The sequence below is a fragment of the Advenella alkanexedens genome, assembly GCF_019132845.1.
Classification (GTDB): Bacteria; Pseudomonadota; Gammaproteobacteria; order Burkholderiales; family Burkholderiaceae_B; genus Advenella; species Advenella alkanexedens.
On record NZ_JAHSPR010000001.1, the window covers coordinates 160,901 to 179,824 of the forward strand.

The following is an 18,924-nucleotide window of genomic DNA, read 5'->3' on the forward strand; positions in this document are numbered from 1 at the left end:
TTGAAGTCTTGCTCAAAAAAAGTTTTCCAGAATGCGATGCTCATCAAATTCATCACGCTTGAATTCGGCGGTAATAGCACCGTTGTTCATGACCAGAATTCGATGGCACAGCCCGAACAACTCTGGCAAATCGGAAGAAATCAGCAAAATTGCCGCCCCTTCCTTGCTTAAATCCGCCAAATAACGATAAATTGATGGCCTTGCTCCCATATCGACACCAACCGTAGGCTCATCAAACACAAACACGGAAATATCCTGTGCCAACCCTTTAGCCAGCATCACTTTTTGCTGATTGCCACCAGAGAAATTACTAATGGGTTCACCCAGTCTTTCTTTTGCAAATTCGACTTTGTCTGACAAATCCTTCAACAGATTGATTTCCTGTTGCGGCTTCAAGACTTTGCCGGCTATTTTTCCCCAGATCAGACCTGATAAAGACATGTTTTCCTTGGCAGGACGACACATCACCAGACCTTCCTGCTTGCGATCTGCCGGGCTATACCACAGACCTGCCTCAATGGCATCGGCAGGATGCCTGAAATTGGTTTTATGAGCATCAAGGACAATTTCACCCCCAGTGATTTTTTTCAAACCAAAACAGGCTTGTCCCAATTCACTTTTGCCACACCCGACCAGACCGGCAATGCCAACAATTTCCCCGGCTTTTACATCAAGACTCACATTCTCAATATTGGGCACGCCCAATTCATGCGCCAATGACAAATTGCTTATTTTCAACCGGATCTTGCCCACTTCCGTATTCAATGACGGATAAATGGCATCCAGGGTCCTGCCCGTCATCAACCTGATCAGTTCAGGTTCTGGCGTTGTTGCCGGTACCGTGGCGATCTGTTTACCATCTCTTAATACCGTCACCACATCACCCAGAAGCGGAATTTCATGCATTCTGTGTGTAATGTAGATAATGGCCGTTCCCTGTTTTTTCAGCTTCAAAACCAAATCAAACAAGGAACGTGCATCATGCTCGGACAAAGAAGCAGTCGGCTCATCCAGAATAAGGATTTTCGGTTTTTTTCTTAAGGCCTTGCAAATCTCAACCATTTGCTGCTTACCACGCGGCAAAGTGGCGACATAGGCATAAGGATCAAGATCAAAACCCAAGGTGTGGATCAGCTCTTTGGCTGACTCAACTGCCGTCCGCCTGGCCAAAAGACCGATTGAGTCAAGCGGCTCCTCACCCAGCACAATATTCTCCGCAACCGTCAGTTGGGGAATCAGGGAAAACTCCTGAAAAACAGCCCGAATACCTTCTGCACGTGATGCTGCAACGCTTTGAAAAACACCTCGATGGCCTCCGATTTCAAGCTCTCCCTTACTGGGCGGATTGGCACCCGCCAGCATGGAAATAAAGGTTGATTTGCCGGCCCCGTTTTCACCAAATAAAACATGAACCTTACCTGACTCAATATCCATATGGATATTATCCAGAGCGACATGATTGCCATATATCTTGGTAAGTCCCCTGATCGCAAGGACGACCCGGGACTGGCCTTCATGCTGCTCAGGCGCTTTATCCTGGATGTTTTCAAGAACTGCGCTTTGCACTATTGCCTCACTTTCCAAAACTGAAAACAGGTCTGAATCCTGCTGGAGCAAAGGTAATGGACGGATCAAATTCACCAACGGTGGCAGGTGTGTAAACCGTACCGATCGTATCCACCCGTGTCAGTGCCTCGGGGTTGTTACCTTGTTCAAGAATCCGTACTGCCGAATCGATGGTCATTTTTGCAGTCGTTACAATAGGTGCCACACCCGCGGCTTCAATTTCACCTTTTTTCAGGCCTTGATACACACCCGGCGTCATATAAACAGAAACCAGTTTGACCTTATCCAACAGCTTGCGTGCTTTTAGCAATGGCAACGCACCTTCCACCATCACGGCCGTGCCAACGATATAGTCCAGGTCTTTATGGGTTTGCAACATATCTTCCACCAGACGCGCCTGGATTTCCTTACCTACATCACCATATTTGGTTTCGGCAATAACCACTGCGCTGTCCTTGATACCATCCAGAAAACCGGCATTAAACCCTTCCACAAAACCGGCTCCTGCAGGGCCAGGCAACCATCCCACACGCACCTCGGGAGTTCCTTTGGGATGTTTTTTGGCCAGGTACTCACCGGCACGGAAACCCTCGTCACGCGGGTTCGTCAGGACACGGGCAGCCACGTCGGTTGAGTTGGAGCCATTAAAGGCATCGATGACAACAATATTTTTGTCCTTGAGCGTTTTCAGCATATTGCCGACACCTTCGGCATCAATGGAAACCATGACAACCGCCTTGGCACCACCGGCAACACAATTCTCAATCTGGGAAATCTGATTGTTCAGCTGGGTATAACCGCCTGCATCCAGCACCTGGACGCTGACACCCAGCCTTTTTGCCTCTTCAACAACCCCGTAATTGGCTGCCAGCCAGAATGGGTCTTTCATGTGCGGAAAGGACACACAGATAGGCCACTTCTGGCTGGCCTTTTGCTGCCCCTGATACTCTACCTTGACTACGTTTCCATCAGCACCCACCTGATTGACCTCAATAGGAAACCAATCGGCTGCATGAACAACCGAACCGCTTAATGCAATTGATGCCGTTGCAACACATTTTAAAAATAAATTAGATGTCATCCTCTTATTCCTTTAGGTTTAAATTTTTATTTACATTAAAAATTTATTTAATGTTCAGACTTTATTTATTTGGTTATTTCTTTATTTGAAAAAATAATAAGACCATGTCCCTATAAGATCAAATGAAATTAAATTGGCTTGAGTATTCCATTTTGGTTATACTAGTCGAATAAATCTTAAAAAAGAGGAGCATCTCATGTCTCGTACCGACTGGTATTTACGCGCAAACTTACGTTTCAAGCATCTTCAACTGTTAATTTATCTGGATGAAATGAGGAGCGTGAGTAGAGTGGCATCCGCATTGGCATTGACTCAGCCGGCGATTTCAAAAATGTTGTCATCAATGGAAACGGGTCTGGGAATTAAAATTTTCAACCGCACGTCTTCCGGGCTCGAGCCTACCCAACACGGCCTGTGCCTGATACAAAGCGCCAAAGATATTCTTTACAAACTGGAGGCAACCCGGTTACAACTTAGGGAAATCACTGAGGGACCAATGATACAAATATCAATGGGTGTCATGCCCATTGCGGCCCTTGCCTTTGCGCCCACACTGCTAACCGCCCTGGATCAAAGCCCCATTGACTTTTCCGTCACCGTACGTGAAAGCACCTTAGGCACACTGTTACCGCAGTTGAAAACAGAACAATTAAAATATATTGCCGGGGTTATTCCTAATAAACCATTGCCGGCCGACCTCTGCTCGGAGGTTTTTTATGAGGATTCTTTTGTCATAGCCGTCAGGAAAGGCCATCCATTGGCCAACCAACCCGATCTGGATTGGAAACACCTTAGCAACTTCCCCATGATTCTCCCCACCCGTGATGCCATCACGCGGGAAATTATTGTAGACACCCTCTTAAGCTACAATATTCCCATCCCCAACCAAATTGTCGAGTCATTATCAACGCTCACCAATGTAGGCATGCTTAAATCATCCGACGCCTTTGGCACCATCCCCATGGAAATGGCCACTTTTTTTAAAAAATTGGGCGTGCTGGAAATATTGCCGCTGACCATCACCGATATCGTCAGGAAAGTAGGACTCATCTGGCATATCAATCACGAGACGACACCAGAGCATGAAATGGTCATGAAAATCTTTCGGGATGGTTACGCCCAATCCACAAAAGACACCGGCAATACACCCATTACGGAAACACCTTTTTACGTATAGAGATAATGTGCTGGGCCATCATTTCAACAGCCGCCGTCCGGTCTGCTGAAGCGATGGTTTCATACAAAGCCTCCAGCTCATGGATATTCGGGTTTTCAGCCCCCGGTGTATGGGTCCTGAACCACAGCCTCATGGAGCGATCAAGCAATTGACCGGCAAAATTGGCCAGCAGCTCATTATTGGCCGCTTCATAAAGTGTCTGGTGAAAAAGACGGTCTACTTCCATACTGCCCTGGTGATCATTGTTTTGTGCACACTGGCGCCCGATCTGTACGATTTTCTTCAGTTTATCCAGGAGCTCGGGGGTCATTCTTTGCATGGCCTCGCCCGTCAGGTATGGCTCTACCAGCAGACGGGAATCAATCAGGCTCAAGAAACTATCAATGGTTTCCGCCTTGATCAATATGCCTTTACGCGGCAAAATAGCCACCAGTCCTTCCCTGTCCAGACGATGAATAGCCTGGTGAATGGGACTGCGACCAATCGAAAGAAGCGTGCACAATTGCGCAACATTGATCTGATCCCCCGGTTTCAACTCGTTTTCCAGGATCATTTTTTTAATGGCAATATACGCTTTTTCCGCAAGCGGCAACGATAAACTTTCAGGGCCATCGCCCTTCTTAGGTTGAATCATGAGTTTATAGGTGTAGAGGATAAATTAATTATGCATGACAGGATGGTCATGAGTGCCTGAATGTTCAAAGGCAATCATTTTTTATAATCGCCCAACAAAAAAGCAGGCAGAAAATCTGCCCGCCACATTACCCTATGCACAAAAACAAGGGAAAACACAAGGCACCAGGTACTTATTCGATTCTAACATTCGCGTCATTAATGACCTGCTTGTATTTTAAAGCTTCTTTGGTCATAAAATCAGCAAAACCGGCTGCATCGGTGGGTTTTGCCTGCATGCCCTGCTGTTCAAGTATTGCCTGTACATCAGGGTGAGCTAAAGCAGTAGTAAACAACCGGTTTAACTGCTCAATTCTTTCATCACTGACACTGGATTTGGCCAGTAAACCCAACCATGTTTCCGAGGTAAAGTCCGGATAGCCCTGTTCGGCAAAGGTGGGAACATCAGGCATCCTGGGATGACGCTCCGTACCCGATACCGCCAATGCTTTCAGTTTACCCGCCTCAAGATGGGGCGCAATGGCACCCACATCCCCCAATGTGGAATGGACCTCTGAGCTTAATACCGCCAATGTTGCCGGTGCAGCTCCTTTATAGGGAACATGAAGCAGATCAAGACCAACCTGGTGGTTGAACAGTTCATAGCCCAGGTGACCTGAAGAGCCGGTTCCGAATGATGAATACGTGCCTTTATTATCTTCTTTTTTCGCCCACTCGATGAACTCTGTCAAATTGGATACGGGTACATCATTGGATACCACCAGCACATGCGGATTGGATGCCAGACGGGTAATCTGGCGAAAATCCTTATTGATATCATATGGCAGTTTCTGCATCAAACTGGGCGTAATCACAAAACTGGCCGCTATCAGCAAAACCGAATTATCATCATCGGCTTTATTCAATAGTGCCTGCGCACCAATAACCGTATTTCCGCCTGGTCGATTTTCAATAATCACATTTTGCGAGGTATCTTTTTCTATCACCTTGCCAATCGACCGGATAATTGAATCAGAAGGTCCCCCGGCAGCATAAGGAACCACTATATTCAAAGGCTTGCTTGTATCGGCCTGGGCCAGCCCGGCATATGAACCCAGCAGCAGACCAAGTCCCAATAACATTTTTTTCATAATATCTCCTGTAGAAAAAAAAGGCCGCACCAAGTGACAGCCTTTTCCTTATTGCTTTTAGTTATTGATTATTTTTTAGCCAATCTTGCCTGGCCTTGGATTTCAACCAGAATTTCTGGTTTTGCCAAGCCTTTCACTTCGATCAGAGCACATGCGGGGAAGTCGCCACTGAAAAATTCACGACGGGCTTTCCATACACCTTGATTCTCTTTGATATCGGTAACAAAAATGGTCATTGTCACGACGTCATCAATCGTGCCACCCGCAGCTTCACACAGATCTTTCATTTTTTGAAAAATAACTTTGGCCTGCTCGTAACCATCTTTACCAATAATGGTTTCGCCATCGTTAGCGCGGGAAGTAAAACCAGATAAATACAGAGTGTCTTCTACTTTCAGACAGTTTGACCACAGACCTGGAGCAGCTTCAGCAACATTGGGGCTTGTGATACGAACGCGATGTGATTGTGACATGTTTCTTCCTTTGATGATGATTTTATTTAATAACAGTGATATATCACTGTCATGAATAATAGATGACCATTGATGCGATGTCAAGCACATATTCTTATTTAGTTATGTTTGTTGTTGTTTATATTCCTGGTTTTCATGCATCATGCCTGTAGGGCCCGATATCATGAAAAGGAATTAATCATGATCAGTACATGGAATACCGGTAGAGGACTTTTTTTTTCAGCTGAAAAATGATATAAATATACTGTATAAATAAACAGTATATTATTATGAGTACTTTTCAAAATTTCGTGCCAATCAGGCATAACTCATTGTTTATAAAGAAAATCAGCAGCAAAACACCTGCCGGCTTTCCTTCGCCCGCTCAAGACATGGCCGTTAACCGGATTGACCTTAACGATATTCTCATCCAACACCCCGAAGCCACTTATTTCATGCAGGTCAAGGGCAACAGCATGATCGGTGCGGGCATCGATGACGGTGACCGCTTGATTGTGGACCGTTCCATCACGCCCCGTCATAACCATATCGTGATTGCCGACATTGACGGCGAAGTCACGGTTAAACGGCTGTACAAAAAAAACGGCCTGCTAAAGCTTGAAGCAGAAAACGCCGCATACGCGGATATTGTTCCCCTGCCCGGCCAGCAATGGTCGGTGTGGGGCGTGGTTACTTACATCATCAAAGCGGCATCATGACGGCGTTTGCCTTAATCGATGGCAATTGCTTTTACTGTTCCTGCGAGCGGGTTTTTAATCCTTCGCTCAAGGGCAAACCACTTATCGTCCTGTCAAACAACGATGGTTGCGCCATTTCACGCACGGATGAAGCCAAGGCCATGGGCATTGCCATGGGCGCCCCCTGGTTTCAAATCAAACACCTCGAATCGCGCGGGCTGGTAGGGCTGTCGGCCAATTTCCCGCTTTATGGCGACATGAGCGAGCGCATGATGCGCATCATTGGCCGGTTCGCTCCTGTACAGGAAGTGTATTCCATTGATGAGTGTTTTCTGGATTTATCCGGCATGACCCAAGACCTGACCCAATATGGGCAACAAATAAGACACCAGGTATTCCGTGATAGCGGCATACCCACCTGCGTGGGCATTGGCCCCACCAAAACACTGGCAAAACTGGCTAACCATATGGCCAAGAAGCAAAAACAATGGAATGGGGTCTGCGACTTAACCGCCCTGACCCGCCAGGATCTTGCGCAGGCCATGCACAGCATTAAAGTGACTGAGGTTTGGGGAGTAGGCAAAAAAATCAGCCGGCAACTGAATGAGCTGGGTATTGTGACTGCCCTGGATCTGGCCAGGTTAAACCCGGAAACCGCACGCAGAAAATTCAGTATTCTGCTTGGAAAAACCATCCAGGAACTGCGCGGCACACCCAGAATCGCTTTTGAAACCGATATGGAACCCAAAAAGCAAATCATTTCATCACGCTCTTTCGGCTTTCCGGTAACCGGCATGTCACAGCTGGCAGAGGCCATTTCCGCCTTCACGACCATCGCCTGCAGAAAACTACGCCAGCAAGGTTCTATGGCGAGCGGCATCAGCGTGTTCATTCGCACCAGTCTGTTTCGCCCTGGCAGGCAGTACAGCGCCAGTCATTTGGTGTATTTGAACTCACCGTCTTCAGACACCATTGCCCATACAAAAGCGGCCTTATCGGCCTTGCAAAAAATATTCAGACCAGGATTCAATTATGCCAAGGCAGGCGTCATGCTGTTCGATATTGAAGATAGCCTGATCATTCAGCAAGCACTTTTTCCTGTTGAGCCTGAGCATGAAAAAAGGGAAAAGTTAATGAGCATGCTTGACGCCATCAACCGCCAATTTGGCAAAGATACCCTGAAAATCGCCGCCACCGGCCTTCATCCCAACGACAACTGGTTTATGCGACAAGAAAGAAAAACCCAAGGCTATACCACTAACTGGAATGAATTGATGGTGGTGCGGGCTTAGCGGTGGAATGCGCGAATGGCAGTGACGAGGGTGCGTGGGCACAAACAGCCAGCCAGCCATAAATAAAAAAACAAAACTGCCGGAAACCCAATTAATTTAAGTAATATATATTACCATTAACATATTAATAATTAATTATTACTGCGCCTGTACAACGTGCAGCATCGTTGGGTTAGTTGGATGTTTTTTGAATGACTGGTAAAGGGCATAGGCTTACTGGCCTTGGTGCAGCATTTATTGCTGCGGCTATTGCAAAAATAGCCGGACTGGACGTGTTTTTGCAAACAGTCTGTGCGCTCGTGGCTGCCGTTTCCACTTCCTTGCCCGACTGGATAGAAATCCCCTATTATCGCAAAGGGGTCCGAACCGGTTCGCTCATCAAGCACCGCACCTACACCCATTGGCCCTGGATTTGGGTGGGTTTAATGTATTGGGGATTTTCTATCAAAGAGATTGAAGGAGCCGCCATGATTGGCGCAGCAACCGGTGCATTGAGCCATATTCTGGCCGATGCCCCCAATCCCATGGGCATTCCCTGGATTCATCCATTGCAACGAATTCGATTGGGGAAAAAAGGCTGGTGGCGCTCGGGTAAAAACGAAACAGTGCTGGTAAGTTTATTCACGGTTTTTGGTGTGAGCATTTGGGTACAGGTGAACCCGGAGAATGTCTTTGCCCAAGGATTAACACAACTGACCCAGGAAAGCGTCAAACAAATAAACCTTGTTTTGCAACCCCTGGTTCAAAATTTCATCACTTACTTAAGCAGCAACGTTATTTTTTCACGTTCCCACGCTGGAGCATGGGAACGAGTTATAATTGATGAACTGTTATATGTTGTAAGACTTTAGGGTAAAGTTCGACCCTCGTTCCCATGCTCTGCGTGGGAATGCATACCGAACTGCCGTAAGGATTTAGGGTAAGGTTTTTTTTCGTATAGGCCTTTATATAGGCCTCAACCCAACTGGCATAAAAAAAGGACTTCCCGTTTTCACGTAAGTCCTTGATTTAATTGGTCGGAACGGAAGGATTCGAACCTTCGACCCCTTGCACCCCATGCAAGTGCGCTACCAGGCTGCGCTACGCCCCGACGTTTTACTTATTTGCCTGTTCACACAAAGCTGTGTAAGTAAGACTTGAACTATAGCACATACCCAATACAAAATGCAAGCCCCTGACTTTTATTTTTTTAACTATATTTTCCATTTTCAAGCATTATTACTTGACAATTTACTGTCATGAACATTTTCTGCAATGTTCCATGCGCTTAAAACAGCACTGATCATTTCATAAGCAATTGACAAAAATTCCCTGTCAGATCAAGACTTAAGCGAGTTGCTAATTTCTTATACGCAAGGTTATCCACAGTTAAAGTGGATAAAAAAATACCCACAACCCCATTAAAAAAATATTTTTTTCATGCACTAATAAAAAAACACATAATTTTTAGTTTTTTTAAAAATCTTGAAGTCTTCAGAAAAACCTCTTTTTTGTATGAAAAAACACACACCCATGGTTTTTACTTAATCTGCATCAACAATACCATAGTAATTTACTCAAGTAACCATGAAGTGATTATGGTTCCAGCCCTTGCGGAAACCAGGCGTATCTATAATGAAATCCAGGTGCAATACTTTCCCTGTACCGCCCGGTACATTGCACCTGCCATCCTCTTATTCACGCTTACTTATTTACTTTATTTCAACTATCATGACCCAAGACGCTTCTTTACCCATGTTTGACCCACATGTTTACCCATTCGATGCACGTGGCGTTTCCAAACGCTTTCGCCACGCGGCTATTTTTGGTGCCTTGTCTGCCCTGCACCCAGGTGAGACAATGCGCTTTTGCAATGATCACGATCCCTTGCCCTTATTGGCGCAAATCGAGGCGCATTTTGGTAACCAGGTTGCCATTGCCTACGTTGCCCGTGAACCCGGCCAGATCGTGATTGATTTCCAGATACAAGGTTAACTTTTCAATCACTCATGACAACATCCACCCAGGAAAACCGCTACCCCACCGCATTAACCGTAGAAGATTTCAAAAGCAACCTGGCATCGGTCAGGCAAAAAATTGCCGCTGCCTGCCATCGCGCTGGTCGGGATGCTAATACTGTGCGCCTGTTACCCGTTAGCAAAACGGTAGACAAGGCACGCATTCAGCTGGCCTATGAGGCAGGATGCCGTTTTCTGGGTGAAAACAAGGTGCAAGAAGCTTTTGACAAATGGCAGTCCCTGCCAGAGCTGGCTGACTTGCAATGGTCGGTGATTGGCCACCTGCAAACCAACAAGGCCAAATTTGTAGCCAAGTTCGCGGCAGAATTCCAGGCACTGGATAGCCTCAGGCTTGCCCAGGCTCTTGAGCGCAGATTACAGGCCGAAGGCCGCTCATTAAATGTGTTTGTACAGGTCAATACCTCGGGTGAAGCCAGCAAATATGGTCTTCCTCCTGAAGAAACCGCTTCTTTCATTCAATCCCTGGCGAATTTTGATTGCCTGAAAGTCAAAGGATTCATGACACTTGCCTGCCTGTCAGACAATGAGCAGCGGGTACGCGGCTGCTTCCGCCTGCTACGCGATCTGCGTGACCGCTTGCAGCAAGACGCGCCGGCCAATGTACAGTTACACGAACTCTCCATGGGCATGTCAGGCGATTATGAAATGGCGGTGGAAGAAGGTGCCACCGTGGTGCGGGTTGGTCAGGCCATTTTTGGCGCACGTGCCCTACCCAACAGTTATTATTGGCCCTCACAGCCATAAAGTGTCTTCCACTTTCTCCTGGCACGACAAATAGAACGTTTTGTTTGTGGAAAACACCAAATACGGGTATAACGGGAAGAAAGCGCTTTCAGGAGACCGTCATGCCACTGGATATGCCTTACACAGCGTCCGCAGAAGCATCAGATAATGACCTGGTTTTTCAAATTATTGCAGGCAATACGCCTGCCTTTGAGATCCTCGTACGACGGTATAACCCGCGCCTGTTCCGAGTTGCACGCGGTATCCTGAAGTAGGATACCGATGCCGAAGATGCCCTGCGTTATACATGATATCGGTATGATCTACGGCAATACCGGGCACCTTCAAGTCTGTAAATGATTATTCGGGCACCATATCCTGAATGGGAATCATGTAAATAGTGCTAACCAATTTACCATCACGGTCATAGGCCAGAAATGGCCCTGCAGACAAGGTGGCAGGATCAACAAACAACTGCCCCAGGCCGGGAATAAAATCAGGCAGTTTCACCAGGGAACTGACAGCTTTATAAGGTGCCTCGGGCGGAGATTTTGCAACAGCCTCACTGACATCATGCGCCTGAACCGCAAAAGAAGATCCCAGTGAAAGCGTCCCCACCAGCAAAGGTAAAATTATCTTATTCATGGCTTTTCTCCTGTTCAATAGCCAAATATCCCCATTGTTTGGGAATATCCAGCCATTAGATGCGAAAATAAGCACCTGCGTTTCATCAAATACTGTTTTAAGAGATTGAATAATCCAATTGAAAGCGTGGGATTAATAACTGAAGTATCAAACAATACAATACAATCCACCCCTACACCGTGAGCAATAAACACAAAAATCCAACACACTTAATCTATTGATATCACAGTGTTTTTCTGATTAAATATTTCAGTGGAATTCAGAATGATGCAATCGCATGCCTGGCCTGTACAATGAAACGCACTTAAAAGGTCAAACTGCCTGCATCACATCGGCACCCTTTTAAATAGTTGTAAACTCAAAAAAGGAAGTACCATGCAAAAAACATACCATTTTGATCCCAAAATCATCAAGCAATTCATGCTCACATCAGCTATTGCTTTTGGCCTTTACGCTGGCATGCAAAATGTAGTGCACGCCCAGGTACAACCACAAACCTACAATCAGTCAGTCCAATATATCACGGGTGGGTTTGGCAATAGCGAACAAAACGAGATCAAGGCACACTCCAACCTTTACAATGTGCACTTAACTTTTGCCGACCAACAAGGCGCCTATCTAAGCGCCGTACAGGTTGTTATTACCAACCAGCACAACCAGACCGTCTTTGAGGCCAGTAATACCGGCCCGCTGCTTTATGTCAAGTTACCCGATGGCACATATAACCTGAAAGCAACTTACAACAACCAAACCCAAAGCAGTACTTTCAGGCTTCAAGGAAATGCCCAGATGAACAATGTCATGCGTTGGGCTGCGGGTAACTAAGCCATCAAATGCCAATATCCGGTACGCTGGAAAGTGCTTATAACAGGCCAGCAACCTGTTCTTTCCTGCAGACATCCTGCCCAACCAGGCAGGATGTTTTATTTTCATGGCTCTTGTATGACGGCCCAGACAGAACAGTATAAAATTGAACCTTTAAAGTTGACTCCACCATAGAGGTATTATTAATGGCAAATCTGGCAAAAATAACCTGCATTGAAGACCTCAGACGCATTGCCAAACTCAAAGTCCCAAAAATGTTTTACGATTACTGCGATTCAGGTTCCTGGACAGAATCCACCTATCGCAGCAATGAAAGCGATTTCCAAAAGATCAAATTCCGCCAGCGCGTTGCCGTGAATATGGAAGGCCGCAGCCTGAAAACCAAAATGATTGGCATTGATACCGCCATGCCCGTAGCCATCGCCCCCACCGGTTTAACCGGCATGCAGCGCGCCGATGGTGAGATCCTGGCAGCCAAGGCGGCAGAACGCTTCGGCATTCCTTTCACGCTGTCCACCATGAGCATTTGCTCTATTGAAGACGTGGCTGCCCATACATCCGCCCCCTTCTGGTTCCAACTGTATGTCATGCGTGACAAAGACTATATCGAACGCCTGATTGATCGCGCCAAAGCCGCCAATTGCTCTGCCTTAATGCTCACACTGGATCTGCAGGTACTGGGCCAACGCCACAAGGATATCAAGAACGGGCTATCCACCCCCCCCAAACCCACCCTGGTAAATTTAATGAATCTGGCCCTTAAACCAGAGTGGTGCTGGCATATGTTGAAAACCAAACGCCGTACGTTTGGCAATATTGTGGGACATGCCAAAGGGGTGGGCGATATGTCTTCATTGGCCTCCTGGACAGCCGAACAGTTTGACCCAAGCCTAAGCTGGGACGATGTGGAATGGATTAAAAAGAAATGGGGTGGCAAACTGATTATCAAAGGCATCATGGACAAGGAAGATGCCTTGCATGCGGCCGATTGTGGTGCCGACTCTATCGTGGTGTCCAATCATGGCGGCCGCCAGCTCGATGGTGCGCCGTCTACTATTACCGTCCTGCCCGATATCGTTGAGGCCCTTAACAACCATAGTGGTCAAACCGAAGTCTGGCTCGATGGTGGCATCCGCTCGGGACAAGATGTCTTGCGTGCCATTGCACTGGGCGCCAAAGGCACATTAATCGGCCGCTCTTTCCTGTACGGACTGGGTGCCTATGGTCTTGATGGCGTGACCCGCTCGCTGGAAATTATTGCCAATGAACTGGATATCAGCATGGCGTTTTGTGGTCATACCAATATCAATCATGTCAACAAAGATATTCTGATTATGAACCGCTAAACAGCAGGTTTTTTTGTCTGTATTCTGTCTTTAATACAAAAAGCCGCCAAAAATATGGCGGCTTTTTTTTCAAAACATGCAAAGCTGTTTATGCAAAACGATGTTTTACACACTTAGACACGATCTTTAAGCAAGTGGTTGAACATACCAACAATGTCATTCAATTCAGCGCGCAAAGACTGAAGCTCTGGACCTGAAAGACGAACAGCGGCATCCTGGTCATGCGGGATATCACGTGCATCCCCCAGACGATTGCGCGCCCCATTGATGGTAAAACCCTGTTCATACAGCAAATCGCGGATTTTGCGAATTAACAGCACTTCGTGGTGCTGGTAATAACGACGGTTACCGCGTCTTTTAACAGGATTCAATTGGGTGAACTCTTGTTCCCAATAGCGTAAAACATGTGGTTTTACCAAGCATAATTCGGATACTTCACCAATGGTGAAATAACGTTTTGCCGGAATGGGCGGCAAGATGGTCGAAGTGGTATTGGCTTTTTGATTCATCGCTTGATTGTAAACCCAAATGATTTTTTATGGAATACACCTTAATCCTGAAGTGCATATTCAGCATTGGGATCATAGGCATCCCCCTGCTCGACAATCGCTTTAAGCTTTTGACTGGCATGAAAAGTCACGACACGACGGGCCGCAATCGGAATAACCTCACCGGTTTTCGGGTTGCGGCCGGGACGGGCCGGTTTGTCGCGAACCTGAAAATTGCCAAAACCGGACAATTTCACCGGCTCACCTTTTGCCAGGGATTCGCGAATCTCTTCAAAAAAAGTATCCACAATGTCTTTGGCTTCACGCTTGTTCAGACCAACACGATCAAATAACATTTCGGCCAGTTCGGCCTTGGTAAGTGTAGTATTTTCTTCTGCCATTTCAATATTGCCTTAGCGTTGACGCACATTGTGTGCATTGACCAAAACATTCAGAACAGATGCCATGCATTGTTCAACACGCACTTCTTCCAATGTTGCCTGCGGATCCTGAAGCACAAAACGGAAAGCCAGACTGCGCTCGCCAGACTCGGATTTTACATCACGCCAGACATCAAATAAAGAAACTTCCTTAATAATATCAAGTTCTTGCAAATCTTTTTGATGTAAGGCAAGTGTATCCAGAATTGCCTGGACAGGTAAATCAACCGGTGCCCAGATCGCCAGATCCCGAATAACCAGGGGTTGACGTGACAGGTTATTGACTTCAGGCAAGCCAACATGCGAAAGTGCATCGACCGCCACTTCAAAAACCACGGGTGCATGTGCAAGCTCGTTATCTTGAACCCACTGAGGATGCAATTCACCCATGAAACCAATCTGCTTGCCATCCAGTAAAATGGCAGCACTACGGCCAGGATGCAAGGCAGGGTGTGGCTGTGCCACAAATCTTAGCAATTCCGCTTTTTTACCAAACAGATTTTCAATATCATTTTTAACGTCGAAGAAATCCACCTGGCGAACCGGCTCTGCCCACTGCTCGGGAACGGCAGGCCCCCAGGCTGCGCCAGCCAGGTGCAAAGGCTGGCTGATATTGGCCACTGTCAGATCACCGTCTTTGACGGCTGCATTGCGACTGAACACACGTCCCAGTTCAAACACCCGAACACGCGTTTGTTTATGCTTGGCATTATGACAGATATTGGCAATCAAACCACCAATCAGGCCGGAACGCATAACGGCCAGCTGGCTGGCAATCGGGTTCAGCAGTTTAATGGGATGTTGATTACCCATGTAATTGCTTTCCCAGGCTGTTTCCACAAAACTGAAATTCACCACTTCCTGATAGTCAAGAGCGGCCATGACATAACGCATGTCATGCTCACTACGCCGGGTTTCATTGCTTGGCAGCATGGCAGCCAGTGCTTTGGGAGGATTGTCAGGAATCCGCTCGAAGCCATAAATACGGGCAACTTCTTCAATCAGGTCTTCTTCGATTTCTATATCGAAACGGTAGGAAGGCGGGGTTACCGTAAACACCTCACCATCAAAAGTGTGAGGCAGTTGCAGTTGCGTAAAGATTTTTTCAATTTCCGCGGTCTCTACCGGGATACCAAGAATCTTACGGCAACGGGCAACCCGCATGGAAACCGGGTTACGCTGTGGCAGATTGATGATCTGGTCATCGATCGGTGCAGCCTGACCACCGCAAATATCCAGGATCAGGCGAGAGATATACTCGAGGTGCTCAACCACGTTCTGGAAATCCACGCCACGCTCAAAACGGTGACTGGCCTCGGAGCTGAATTTAAAGCGACGGCTGCGACCGGCAATGGCTTCCGGGAACCAAAAAGCGCTTTCAACGAAAATATCCGTTGTTTCCAGACTCACCGCAGTGGCATCGCCACCCATGATGCCGGCCAGGCTTTCAATCGTGTCACCGGCGGCAATAATACCTACCTGTTCATCCAACTCAACGGTCTGACCGTTCAGCAGCTTCAGGAATTCCCCTTTTTTGGCCCAGCGAACCACCAGATCCTCATTGATTTTATTGAAATCAAAAACGTGAGTGGGACGGCCCAATTCAAGCATGACGTAGTTGGAAATATCCACCAGTGCAGACACGGAACGCTGTCCTGCCCTTTCAAGGCGGGATTTCATCCAGGCCGGCGTAGGCGCTTTGGCATTGACGCCTTTAATGATACGACCGGCAAAACGCCCGCATAAATCGGGGGCTTGCACATCAACCGCGAGTTTGTCATTAATGGACACCTCAACGGGTGAATAATCAAACGCCTTGAGGGGTGCACCGGTCAGTGCAGCAACCTCACGGGCAATACCATGCAAGGAAAGACAATCGGCACGGTTAGGGGTTAACTTGATTTCAAAAACCGTGTCATCCAGATCCAGAGCCTGACGAATATCCTGGCCAACCACCGCGGACTCTTCCAGTTCCAGCAAGCCGGCATGATCCTGGGAAAGACCCAGTTCCCGTGCGGAACACAACATGCCAAAAGACATTTCACCACGCAGCTTGCCTTTGCTGATCTTGAAATTGCCCGGTAGCACAGCCCCGATTTTAGCCAAGGGCACTTTAATACCTTTGGCGGCATTCGGTGCGCCACAAACAATCTGCAACAGTTCACCAGAACCGTCATCAACCTGGCAGATACGCAGTTTATCTGCGTTGGGATGAGGGGCGATTTCAACAATCTGGGCTACCACCACGCCCGAAAATGGCGGGGCAACCGGTGCGGTATCTTCAATCTCTAGACCAGCCATCGTCAGGCGATGGGACAATTCTTCGGTGTTAATGGCCGGATTAACCAATGATCTAAGCCAGGATTCTGGAAATAACATAATAATTCAATTCTTTGCAATGAATGGGATGACTGCCTGAACTGCAGGCCAACTTAGCGGTTGAACTGGCGCAGGAAGCGCAGATCACCTTCATAAAACTGGCGCAGGTCGTTAACACCGTAACGCAGCATGGTAAGGCGCTCGATGCCCGAGCCAAAAGCGAAGCCAATATATTTTTCGGGATCCAGTCCGTAGTTTTTCACCACGGTAGGATGCACCTGTCCCGAGCCGGAAATTTCCAGCCAGCGCCCTTGATTGGGGCCGGACGTAAACATCATGTCAATTTCGGCAGAAGGTTCTGTGAATGGAAAGAATGAAGGACGGAAACGCACGCACAAGTCTTCAGTTTCAAAAAACGCACGCAGGAAATTGGTGTATACCCCTTTCAGGTCGGCAAAAGAAATATCTTCGGCAATCCACAACCCTTCTACCTGATGGAACATGGGAGAGTGTGTGGCGTCACTATCAACACGATAGGTACGGCCCGGGGCAATCACTTTAATGGGGGGGTTATGCATGCGGGCATAACGCACCTGCATGGGACTGGTATGTGTGCGCAACAGCAAAGGCAGGCCATCTGCATCGTTCATATCGACGTAGAAGGTATCTTGCATCGAACGCGCCGGATGGTTCTCGGGGTTGTTCAAGGCGGTAAAGTTGGTCCAGTCATTTTCAATTTCAGGACCATCGGCCACGTCAAAACCAATGGAACGGAAAATTTCCTCAATACGCTGCCAGGTCTGGATAACGGGGTGAATGCCCCCTTTGGAACGTCCCCGACCAGGCAGACTGACATCAATGGTTTCAGCGGCAAGACGTTTATTTAATTCGGCCCTGGCAAATTCATCACGGCGCTCGTTCAGCAAGGATTCTATTTGTTGCTTGGCCTGGTTGATACGGGCACCTTCTGCTCGCTTTTGATCAGGCGCCAACTGTGCCAGACCTTTCATCAGGCCGGTAATTACACCGTTTTTACCTAAAAATTTAGCTTTCTCATTTTCCAGGGCGGCTGCATCGGCAGCTTCTGCGAATTTTTCCTGGGCTTGGCTTATAAGTTCATCGAGCGACTGTGTCATGAAATTACCATTCGTTAAAAAAACAAACGGGACCCATAGTGAGCCCCGCCTGTTGGGTACAGCAATTAATTTACAACTGTTGGATCTTAGGCTTCCAGGGCTGCTTTAGCTTGATTAACGACAGCGGCAAAACCTGCTTTGTCGTTAACTGCCATATCGGCCAGAACTTTACGATCCAATTCGATTGCCGCTTTTTTAAGGCCAGCAATAAAGACACTGTATGTAACGCCATGTTCACGAACAGCAGCATTGATACGAGTAATCCAGAGTGCACGGAATGTGCGTTTTTTGTTGCGACGGTCACGGTAAGCATATTGACCGGCTTTCATCACTGCCTGTTTGGCAATGCGGAATACATTACCGCGGCGGCCACGATAGCCTTTAGCTGCAGCAATAACTTTTTTGTGACGAGCACGTGCGGTAACACCGCGTTTTACGCGAGGCATATTATTCTCCTATCAAGCGAAAGGCATCATTGCCTTGACTGAAGCCACGTCTGAATCGTGAACTGCAGCAGAACCACGCAACTGGCGTTTATTCTTGGTTGTTTTTTTGGTCAGGATGTGACGTTTGAACGCCTGACCACGCTTGATAGATCCGCTGGCGCGAACCTTAAAGCGCTTGGCAGCGCCTTTTTTGGTTTTCATTTTTGGCATGATATAACCCAATAATGCTGATTAAAGGTGCCCAGCCAAATGCCGGAACTTGCAAAACCCTAATCAATTCTCATGCAAGACTTCGTTCGAATTTACCCTGAAAATAATGGACAAACAAAAGCCAACATACCTTGCAAGGTTACTGTTGACCTTTTAAACCGGCAAAAAACCCGTTTAAAACCGGTTGTAAAACCCGAAAAAAGATGGTTTCAGGCCGATTTGTGTATGCCACCCACAAGGCAAACCTAAGAGGTTGCAGGAAACCATTGATTATACGATGATTTTTGTTTTATTGTCTA

Annotated in this window: 20 protein-coding genes and 1 tRNA gene; 8 read left to right on the plus strand and 13 right to left on the minus strand. The window is 47.2% G+C overall.

Going from position 1 to position 18,924, the window contains the following annotated elements:
* Positions 1-12: 12 nt before the first annotated feature.
* Positions 13-1,566 carry a sugar ABC transporter ATP-binding protein gene (locus KU392_RS00790; protein WP_217734311.1) on the minus strand — a complete coding sequence of 518 codons (1,554 nt, stop codon included), beginning with the start codon at positions 1,564-1,566 and terminating at the stop codon, positions 13-15.
* 7 nt (positions 1,567-1,573) lie between these two features.
* Positions 1,574-2,647: a TMAO reductase system periplasmic protein TorT gene (gene torT, locus KU392_RS00795; protein ID WP_217734312.1), complete on the minus strand. Its 1,074-nt coding sequence runs from the start codon at positions 2,645-2,647 to the stop codon at positions 1,574-1,576.
* Between the two features lie 196 nt (positions 2,648-2,843).
* On the opposite strand from torT, the gene KU392_RS00800 reads away from it, so the two are divergent.
* The gene (locus KU392_RS00800) at positions 2,844-3,824 is read left to right on the plus strand and encodes a LysR substrate-binding domain-containing protein (protein WP_169294246.1); all 981 of its coding nucleotides are present in this window, start codon (positions 2,844-2,846) and stop codon (positions 3,822-3,824) included.
* Here KU392_RS00800 and KU392_RS00805 read toward each other — a convergent pair.
* The 3 genes from KU392_RS00805 to KU392_RS00815 all read right to left on the minus strand — a co-directional run bounded on the left by KU392_RS00805 (position 3,799) and on the right by KU392_RS00815 (position 6,060).
* Positions 3,799-4,458 carry a GntR family transcriptional regulator gene (locus tag KU392_RS00805; RefSeq protein WP_169294245.1) on the minus strand — a complete coding sequence of 220 codons (660 nt, stop codon included), beginning with the start codon at positions 4,456-4,458 and terminating at the stop codon, positions 3,799-3,801. The two genes, KU392_RS00800 and KU392_RS00805, sit on opposite strands and share 26 nt — an antisense overlap.
* Positions 4,459-4,630: 172 nt before the next feature.
* Positions 4,631-5,587 (minus strand): Bug family tripartite tricarboxylate transporter substrate binding protein, encoded by a 957-nt coding sequence (locus KU392_RS00810; RefSeq protein ID WP_169294244.1) that lies wholly within the window; start codon positions 5,585-5,587, stop codon positions 4,631-4,633.
* Between the two features lie 68 nt (positions 5,588-5,655).
* Positions 5,656-6,060: a RidA family protein gene (locus tag KU392_RS00815; RefSeq protein ID WP_169294243.1), complete on the minus strand. Its 405-nt coding sequence runs from the start codon at positions 6,058-6,060 to the stop codon at positions 5,656-5,658.
* A 269-nt stretch (positions 6,061-6,329) separates the two neighbouring features.
* On the opposite strand from KU392_RS00815, the gene KU392_RS00820 reads away from it, so the two are divergent.
* From KU392_RS00820 to KU392_RS00830, 3 genes are all read left to right on the plus strand, one after another.
* Complete coding sequence (locus tag KU392_RS00820) at positions 6,330-6,758, plus strand: LexA family protein (RefSeq protein ID WP_169294242.1); 429 nt, start codon at positions 6,330-6,332, stop codon at positions 6,756-6,758.
* On the plus strand, positions 6,755-8,029 hold the full coding sequence (locus KU392_RS00825) for a Y-family DNA polymerase (protein WP_217734313.1): 1,275 nt from the start codon (positions 6,755-6,757) through the stop codon (positions 8,027-8,029). Before KU392_RS00820 ends, KU392_RS00825 begins: the two co-directional genes overlap by 4 nt.
* A 191-nt stretch (positions 8,030-8,220) precedes the next feature.
* Positions 8,221-8,880 carry a metal-dependent hydrolase gene (locus KU392_RS00830; RefSeq protein ID WP_217734314.1) on the plus strand — a complete coding sequence of 220 codons (660 nt, stop codon included), beginning with the start codon at positions 8,221-8,223 and terminating at the stop codon, positions 8,878-8,880.
* Between the two features lie 162 nt (positions 8,881-9,042).
* Here the strand turns inward: KU392_RS00830 and KU392_RS00835 are convergent.
* Positions 9,043-9,119 (minus strand) — tRNA-Pro (locus KU392_RS00835).
* Positions 9,120-9,739: 620 nt separating this feature from the next.
* Between KU392_RS00835 and KU392_RS00840 the strand changes: the two genes are divergently transcribed.
* Both KU392_RS00840 and KU392_RS00845 read left to right on the plus strand, forming a co-directional pair.
* Positions 9,740-10,003, plus strand: a complete 264-nt coding sequence (locus tag KU392_RS00840) for a DUF2249 domain-containing protein (RefSeq protein ID WP_217734471.1) — start codon at positions 9,740-9,742, stop codon at positions 10,001-10,003.
* Positions 10,004-10,017: 14 nt separating this feature from the next.
* The gene (locus tag KU392_RS00845) at positions 10,018-10,791 is read left to right on the plus strand and encodes a YggS family pyridoxal phosphate-dependent enzyme (protein ID WP_217734315.1); all 774 of its coding nucleotides are present in this window, start codon (positions 10,018-10,020) and stop codon (positions 10,789-10,791) included.
* Positions 10,792-11,130: 339 nt separating this feature from the next.
* On the opposite strand, the gene KU392_RS00850 is transcribed toward KU392_RS00845, so the two are convergent.
* A complete protein-coding gene (locus KU392_RS00850) occupies positions 11,131-11,415 on the minus strand; it encodes a hypothetical protein (RefSeq protein WP_217734316.1) in 285 nt (94 codons plus the stop codon).
* Positions 11,416-11,790: 375 nt separating this feature from the next.
* Here KU392_RS00850 and KU392_RS00855 point away from each other — a divergent pair, with 375 nt between their 5' ends.
* Both KU392_RS00855 and KU392_RS00860 read left to right on the plus strand, forming a co-directional pair.
* The gene (locus tag KU392_RS00855) at positions 11,791-12,240 is read left to right on the plus strand and encodes a carboxypeptidase regulatory-like domain-containing protein (protein WP_169294238.1); all 450 of its coding nucleotides are present in this window, start codon (positions 11,791-11,793) and stop codon (positions 12,238-12,240) included.
* A 185-nt stretch (positions 12,241-12,425) separates the two neighbouring features.
* A complete protein-coding gene (locus KU392_RS00860; RefSeq protein ID WP_169294237.1) occupies positions 12,426-13,586 on the plus strand; it encodes an alpha-hydroxy acid oxidase in 1,161 nt (386 codons plus the stop codon).
* A 113-nt stretch (positions 13,587-13,699) separates the two neighbouring features.
* On the opposite strand, the gene KU392_RS00865 is transcribed toward KU392_RS00860, so the two are convergent.
* The 6 genes from KU392_RS00865 to rpmI form a co-directional block, all read right to left on the minus strand.
* Complete coding sequence (locus tag KU392_RS00865) at positions 13,700-14,095, minus strand: MerR family transcriptional regulator (RefSeq protein ID WP_169294236.1); 396 nt, start codon at positions 14,093-14,095, stop codon at positions 13,700-13,702.
* A 41-nt stretch (positions 14,096-14,136) separates the two neighbouring features.
* Positions 14,137-14,475: an integration host factor subunit alpha gene (locus KU392_RS00870; protein ID WP_169294235.1), complete on the minus strand. Its 339-nt coding sequence runs from the start codon at positions 14,473-14,475 to the stop codon at positions 14,137-14,139.
* Positions 14,476-14,487: 12 nt separating this feature from the next.
* Complete coding sequence (gene pheT / locus KU392_RS00875) at positions 14,488-16,893, minus strand: phenylalanine--tRNA ligase subunit beta (RefSeq protein ID WP_169294234.1); 2,406 nt, start codon at positions 16,891-16,893, stop codon at positions 14,488-14,490.
* A gap of 53 nt (positions 16,894-16,946) precedes the next feature.
* Complete coding sequence (gene pheS, locus KU392_RS00880) at positions 16,947-17,969, minus strand: phenylalanine--tRNA ligase subunit alpha (RefSeq protein ID WP_169294233.1); 1,023 nt, start codon at positions 17,967-17,969, stop codon at positions 16,947-16,949.
* Between the two features lie 86 nt (positions 17,970-18,055).
* Positions 18,056-18,415: a 50S ribosomal protein L20 gene (rplT, locus tag KU392_RS00885; protein WP_169294232.1), complete on the minus strand. Its 360-nt coding sequence runs from the start codon at positions 18,413-18,415 to the stop codon at positions 18,056-18,058.
* Positions 18,416-18,427: 12 nt separating this feature from the next.
* Positions 18,428-18,625: a 50S ribosomal protein L35 gene (gene rpmI / locus KU392_RS00890; protein WP_169294231.1), complete on the minus strand. Its 198-nt coding sequence runs from the start codon at positions 18,623-18,625 to the stop codon at positions 18,428-18,430.
* Positions 18,626-18,924 lie beyond the last annotated feature (299 nt).